The following is a 380-nucleotide window of genomic DNA, read 5'->3' as shown; positions in this document are numbered from 1 at the left end:
CAGCGGTCGTAATGATATTTTAGTTGATGGTAAGAAATTCTCGGGGAATGCGATGTATTCACGTAATGGAAAGACGTTCTCCCATGGAACTTTAATGCTTGATGTTGACTTAAGTGTCGTCGCGGATGCCCTTCATGTGGCAAAAGATAAGATTGCTTCAAAGGGGATCAAATCAGTTCGATCACGGGTTACGAATCTTCGTCCATACTTGGATGAAAAGTACCAAGATATTGATGTGCCAACATTTAGGAATGAATTGATAAAAGGTCTCTTCCATGTTGACGACCTTGAGGAGATTAAGGATAAGCAATACATGGTTACCCCTGAAGATCAAAAAGAAATTGATAAGATCTATGAGCAGTACTATAACAACTGGGATT

Annotated in this window: 1 protein-coding gene; it reads left to right on the top strand. The window is 39.5% G+C overall.

The window, feature by feature from the left end; genetic code table 11:
• On the top strand, positions 1-380 hold a 380-nt coding region (locus CP352_RS10865; RefSeq protein ID WP_369823554.1), incomplete at both ends, for a biotin/lipoate A/B protein ligase family protein.

Source organism: Lactobacillus sp. UMNPBX1, from assembly GCF_002554085.1.
Classification (GTDB): Bacteria; Bacillota; Bacilli; order Lactobacillales; family Lactobacillaceae; genus Lactobacillus; species Lactobacillus crispatus.
The sequence above is the reverse complement of the archived record's forward strand: the minus strand, read 5'-3'. Positions and strand labels throughout refer to the sequence as shown.